6 protein-coding genes and 1 tRNA gene are annotated in these 4693 nt (G+C 62.2%); 4 read left to right on the top strand and 3 right to left on the bottom strand.

Going from position 1 to position 4693, the window contains the following annotated elements:
- The first annotated feature begins 392 nt into the window (after positions 1-392).
- The 4 genes from cpdR to AC1DT3_RS12665 all read left to right on the top strand — a co-directional run bounded on the left by cpdR (position 393) and on the right by AC1DT3_RS12665 (position 1768).
- Complete coding sequence (cpdR, locus tag AC1DT3_RS12680) at positions 393-749, top strand: cell cycle two-component system response regulator CpdR (protein ID WP_477465610.1); 357 nt, start codon at positions 393-395, stop codon at positions 747-749.
- A 90-nt stretch (positions 750-839) separates the two neighbouring features.
- Positions 840-914 (top strand) — tRNA-Val (locus AC1DT3_RS12675).
- A 44-nt stretch (positions 915-958) separates the two neighbouring features.
- Positions 959-1084, top strand: a complete 126-nt coding sequence (gene ykgO, locus AC1DT3_RS12670) for a type B 50S ribosomal protein L36 (RefSeq protein ID WP_009763379.1) — start codon at positions 959-961, stop codon at positions 1082-1084.
- Between the two features lie 72 nt (positions 1085-1156).
- Positions 1157-1768 (top strand): tetratricopeptide repeat protein, encoded by a 612-nt coding sequence (locus tag AC1DT3_RS12665; protein WP_477465609.1) that lies wholly within the window; start codon positions 1157-1159, stop codon positions 1766-1768.
- A gap of 19 nt (positions 1769-1787) precedes the next feature.
- Here the strand turns inward: AC1DT3_RS12665 and pyk are convergent, their stop codons facing one another.
- From pyk to AC1DT3_RS12650, 3 genes are all read right to left on the bottom strand, one after another.
- The gene (gene pyk / locus AC1DT3_RS12660; protein ID WP_477465608.1) at positions 1788-3224 is read right to left on the bottom strand and encodes a pyruvate kinase; all 1437 of its coding nucleotides are present in this window, start codon (positions 3222-3224) and stop codon (positions 1788-1790) included.
- Positions 3225-3227: 3 nt separating this feature from the next.
- On the bottom strand, positions 3228-3689 hold the full coding sequence (locus AC1DT3_RS12655; protein ID WP_477465607.1) for a DUF1036 domain-containing protein: 462 nt from the start codon (positions 3687-3689) through the stop codon (positions 3228-3230).
- 157 nt (positions 3690-3846) lie between these two features.
- Positions 3847-4693 (bottom strand): DMT family transporter (locus tag AC1DT3_RS12650; RefSeq protein WP_477465606.1); only part of this gene is annotated, 847 nt, incomplete at its 5' end.

Genomic DNA, 4693 nt, shown 5'->3' with positions numbered 1-4693 from the left:
GGGCCAAGGGATCGAGACGGGAGGATTCGAGGAAAGAAGCCGGGTAGACGGCCCCGGCATGGGGCACATTGAAGACGAAAGGCGTCGTTTGCACCGAAGGCTCGACGACGATGAAGGGGGGTTCGAAATCCTCGGCGAAAGCTGGCCGCATCAGGTTTGGGACGCCTCGAAAAAGGGAAATAGAACGGTTCACTTAGTGTGCCGGTGCGCCACCCGTCTGTCCATTGATTATTCCAGTCGTTCTTCAGTTGTTCCTTCGATGATCGTTCCCAAATAATTCCGACAATAATTCTTGGCATAAATCGACCGGGTCGCGGGCGCTTTCACCCGTTGTTTACCGGCTGCGTCGCATGAACAAGGGAACACTCCGCGACGATTGGGAATGCCGACCGATGAAGATTATTCTGGCAGAAGATGACAACGACATGCGGCGCTTCCTGGTGAAGGCCCTGGAAAACGCTGGCTACGACGTCGCCTCGTTCGACAACGGCCTCTCCGCCTACGACAGGCTGCGGGAAGAACCCTTCGAGCTCCTTTTGACGGATATCGTCATGCCGGAAATGGACGGAATCGAGMTGGCAAGGCGGGCAACGGAGCTTGATCCTGAAATCAAGGTCATGTTCATCACGGGCTTTGCGGCTGTTGCGCTGAACCCGGATTCACAGGCTCCCAAGGACGCAAAGATCCTCTCCAAGCCGTTTCACCTGCGCGATCTCGTGAACGAAGTCGACAAAATGATGGCGGCATAAAAAAGGTTCGTCATCCCGGCTTGCGTCCCCGCCTGCTTGCCGGTATACGCCCTCCACACACGAAGCGGGTACGAAAATTAGCCGTTTCCGGGGCGCGTAGCTCAGCGGGAGAGCACTACGTTGACATCGTAGGGGTCGCTGGTTCGATCCCAGCCGCGCCCACCATTGCATTAATCCGGCCCTTCCCGAATGGCCGCAGGAGACCGGACATGAAGATCCGAAACTCGTTGAAGTCGATCCGCGGCCGTCACCGCGACAACCAGCTCGTGCGTCGCAAGGGTCGGGTGTACATCATCAACAAGACGCAGAAGCGCTACAAGGCCCGCCAGGGCTAATGCGCTTCGGTGCGGCTATGCCGCGCCAAATCTGAATTGACGCCGCATGCCGGAATCCTCCATGGTTCCGGCATGCGGCTTTTTGCGTTCATGCTTGGCCTCCTGATCGCCCTGAGTTTCTCGATGGCTCAGGCCCAGGATGCTCGTCCTAAGCCTCCGGCGACGGACAAGGGGACCGCGCAGGCAAAGCCGCCGGCGCGCAAGCCCGTCACCCTCGACGCCCTGTTCGAGCGGCTGTCCAAGKCCCAGGACGAGGACGAAGCGAAGGGCGTCGCCGCCCTCATCGAGCGCCGGTGGGAGCGCTCGGGCTCGGACACGGCGGATCTGCTTCTGAGCCGCGCCGGCCAGGCCGTCGAGAAGAAGGATTATCCGCTCGCGGTCGAATTGCTGGATCGGGTGATCGCGTTGCAGCCCAGTTGGGCCGAGGCCTGGAACCAACGCGCGACCGTCTTCTACATGCTGGAGGATCCGGCGAACGCCATGGCCGATCTGAGGCGAACCCTGACCATCGAACCTCGTCAGTTCAACGCTTGGGCCGGTCTTGGGCACATTTACATGGCCTCCGACGACAAAGCCCGTGCCCTCGCGGCCTACCGCAAGGCGCTTGCCATCAATCCGCAATTTCCCATGCTCCGGAAAATCACCGACAGATTGGCCCTAGAGGTCGACGGACTCGACCTCTAGATCCTTTGGCCAGCGGGCGTCAGGCCTGCGCGGYGTCTTCCTGCGTCACGAAGGCGATGCGCACCATGTTGGTGGCGCCGGGCGTTCCGAAGGGCACGCCCGCGACGATGATGAGTCGGTCGTTCGCCTGTGAAAGGCCTTCGCGGACGGCGAACTTGCAGGCCCGCGCCGTCATGTCGTCGATGTCGCTCGCATCCTTCGTCCGGATGGCATGGACACCCCATACCAGGGCCAGACGACGGGCCGTATTGATGTTCGGCGTGAGCGCCAGCACGGTGGAATTCGGGCGTTCGCGGGCGATGCGGAACGCCGTCGAACCGGACGACGTCCAGGCCGCGATGGATTTGAGGTGCAGGGTATCTGCGATCTGGTGCGCGCCGGCGGCGATGGCGTCGGAGCCTGTGGCTTCCGGCTCCGTGCGCTGGGCCTGGATGATCGACCAATAGGCGTGATCCTGCTCCACCTCTTCGGCGATCCGGTTCATCGTCGCGACTGCCTCGACAGGGTACTGACCGGACGCGCTTTCGGCGGAGAGCATCACCGCGTCCGCGCCGTCATAGACGGCCGTCGCGACGTCCGAGACTTCCGCACGGGTGGGAACCGGTGACGTGATCATCGATTCGAGCATCTGCGTCGCCACGACGACGGGCTTACCGAGTTTGCGGGCGGCGCGGATGATCCGCTTCTGGATTCCCGGGACCTTTTCGAGCGGCATCTCGACGCCGAGATCGCCGCGAGCGACCATCACCGCATCGGAAATTTCGACGATCTCGTCGAGGCGCGTGATGGCCTGCGGCTTCTCGAGCTTGGACATGACGAGGGCGCGGCCGCGCGCCACCTTCTTCACCTCGGCGACGTCCTCCGGACGCTGCACGAAGGAGAGGGCGATCCAATCGACGCCGGCGGCGAGGGCCGCTTCGAGATCCGAGCGGTCCTTCTCGGTCATGGCGGCGACGGGGATGATCGTGTCCGGCAGGCTGACGCCCTTGCGGTTCGAAATCTTTCCGGCGACCTCGACCTCGGTGACCGCCTGACCGTCCTTGACCCGCTTGACCCGCAGGCGAAGCTTACCGTCGTCGATGAGGATGGTGTGGCCGGCCTCGAGAGAGGACAGAATCTCCGGATGGGGAAGGTGGACGCGCTTCTCGTTGCCGGGCGTCTTGTCCGCATCCAGGATGAAGCTCTGGCCCTTCTTCAGCATCGCGCCGTCGCCTTCGAACGTACCGACGCGCAGCTTCGGACCCTGGAGATCAGCCAGAATCGCGATCGGGCGCTTGAACTTCGCCTCGACGCTGCGGATCATCTCGACGCGCTCCGGCAGCTTCTCGCGAGCCAGATGGCTCATGTTCAAACGAAAAACGTCGGCTCCAGCCTCGAACAGGCGCGCGATCATCTCCGGGTTTTCGGAGGCCGGGCCCAACGTGGCAAGAATCTTAGTGCGCCGTGCGCGTCGCATATCTCATGGCCCCCCTGGGCGGTTCGTATCTGTCAACTGGATCGTCCAGCTTTGTTGCTCACCGGTGTCGACTTCGAAGAAGCCGCTGCGATCGAAGCCGCGAGCGAGGCAATCCTCTGTTCCGCGAATGGTGAATTCCCGCTCGCGGGTGCACATGAACGAGCGTCCCGTCCATTCGCCGCCGCGGTCGTAATCGATCGCGTAGACGTAGTAGAAGCGCCCCGCAAGCTGGCCTTTCAACAGGGTCTCGCAGGACCGGGAGTTCAGGTTCCACCAGCCCTCCGTGACCCAGCCCTGGTTATCGCGATAGCCCAACGCCACGCCGACGCGCCCCGGCGTCATGTTGCACAGCCGCAGATCGGCCAGCGCGGGCGCAGCCGAAACGAGGCTGCCGGCGCCAAAAAACGCCGCAAGCCAAAGGCTTCGCCGCAAGTTTCGTGCGAATGAGAAGGGAACGGCGATCATGGACGTTGGTTCGATCCGGCAAAAGGAGCGGCCAAATTTCAAATAAGTATGTCGAATCGTTGTCGGTCAGAACGGACGGGGCATCAAGACCCGCGAAAACGTAACAAGGAAAGAATGCAAAATTATCACAGTGAAATGCCTGTGGACAGTTAGCCGGCTATGACGCCGCTTTCGGACGTGCGACCCAGATGCCGAACAGGATGAGCGCACCCCCGCCGGCCTGCACCGGCGTCAAGGCTTCGCCGAGGATCAGCCAGCCAAATACCGCCGCAGCCATCGCTTCGAGAAAAATCACCAGGGATGAGAACGTCGCCGGCAGACGACCGAGCGCGACGGCAAGAAGACCCTGGCCGCCCGCCTGGCTGATGAACGCCATCGCCGCCAGAGCCGAGATCCCCTGCCAGGTCTGCGGAACGATGCGGGTTTCAAGGGCGAGAGCGATGGCAAGAAGGCACAGGCTCGTCACGAGGCCCGCCTCGAATGTCACTCGCGCTGCCCCCGCTTTTTCCCGCGCCCGGCCCATTGCAATGAAATAGAGGCCAAAGAAGAATGCCGTGGCGATGCCGAACAGATCGCCTTGCAGGCGGTCGGGATGAACCTGGAGGCTTTGGCCGATCAGGGCCGCGCCTCCAGCAAGGCAGATCAGAAGTCCGACCACCGTCCCTGTCTGGATCCTCTGCTTGAGGACGAGCCAGGTGATGAGAATGACGAAGAGCGGAGCGCCCGCAGCGAAGAATGTCGCGTTGGCGACCGTCGTTCTCAGGATCGACAGGTGCCAGAAGAAAAGGTCGCCGGTGAAGGCGAGGCCCGCGAGGATCGATGCTCGGCTGAAGAAGACAAGTGGCCGCTCGGATGAACCGGGCCGTTCTTCGATCCGCATCCAGGCATAAACGATCGGCAAGGAGAGAGCGACACGCCAGAAGGCGCTCGCGTACGGTCCAACGTCGGCTGCGGCAAACCGCACGAAAATCGGTGAAATCCCCATGGCGACCGCGCCGACGCAG

This window comes from Microvirga sp. P4_G7 (assembly GCF_056401005.1).
Note: the sequence above shows the minus strand (reverse complement) of the source record. Positions and strands in the feature narration are given on the sequence as shown.

Coding starts and splice junctions, on each gene's coding strand:
- ykgO (WP_009763379.1), top strand. CDS start 959: ATGAAGATCCGAAACTCGTTGAAGTCGATCCGCGGCCGTCACCGCGAC.
- AC1DT3_RS12655 (WP_477465607.1), bottom strand. CDS start 3,689: ATGATCGCCGTTCCCTTCTCATTCGCACGAAACTTGCGGCGAAGCCTT.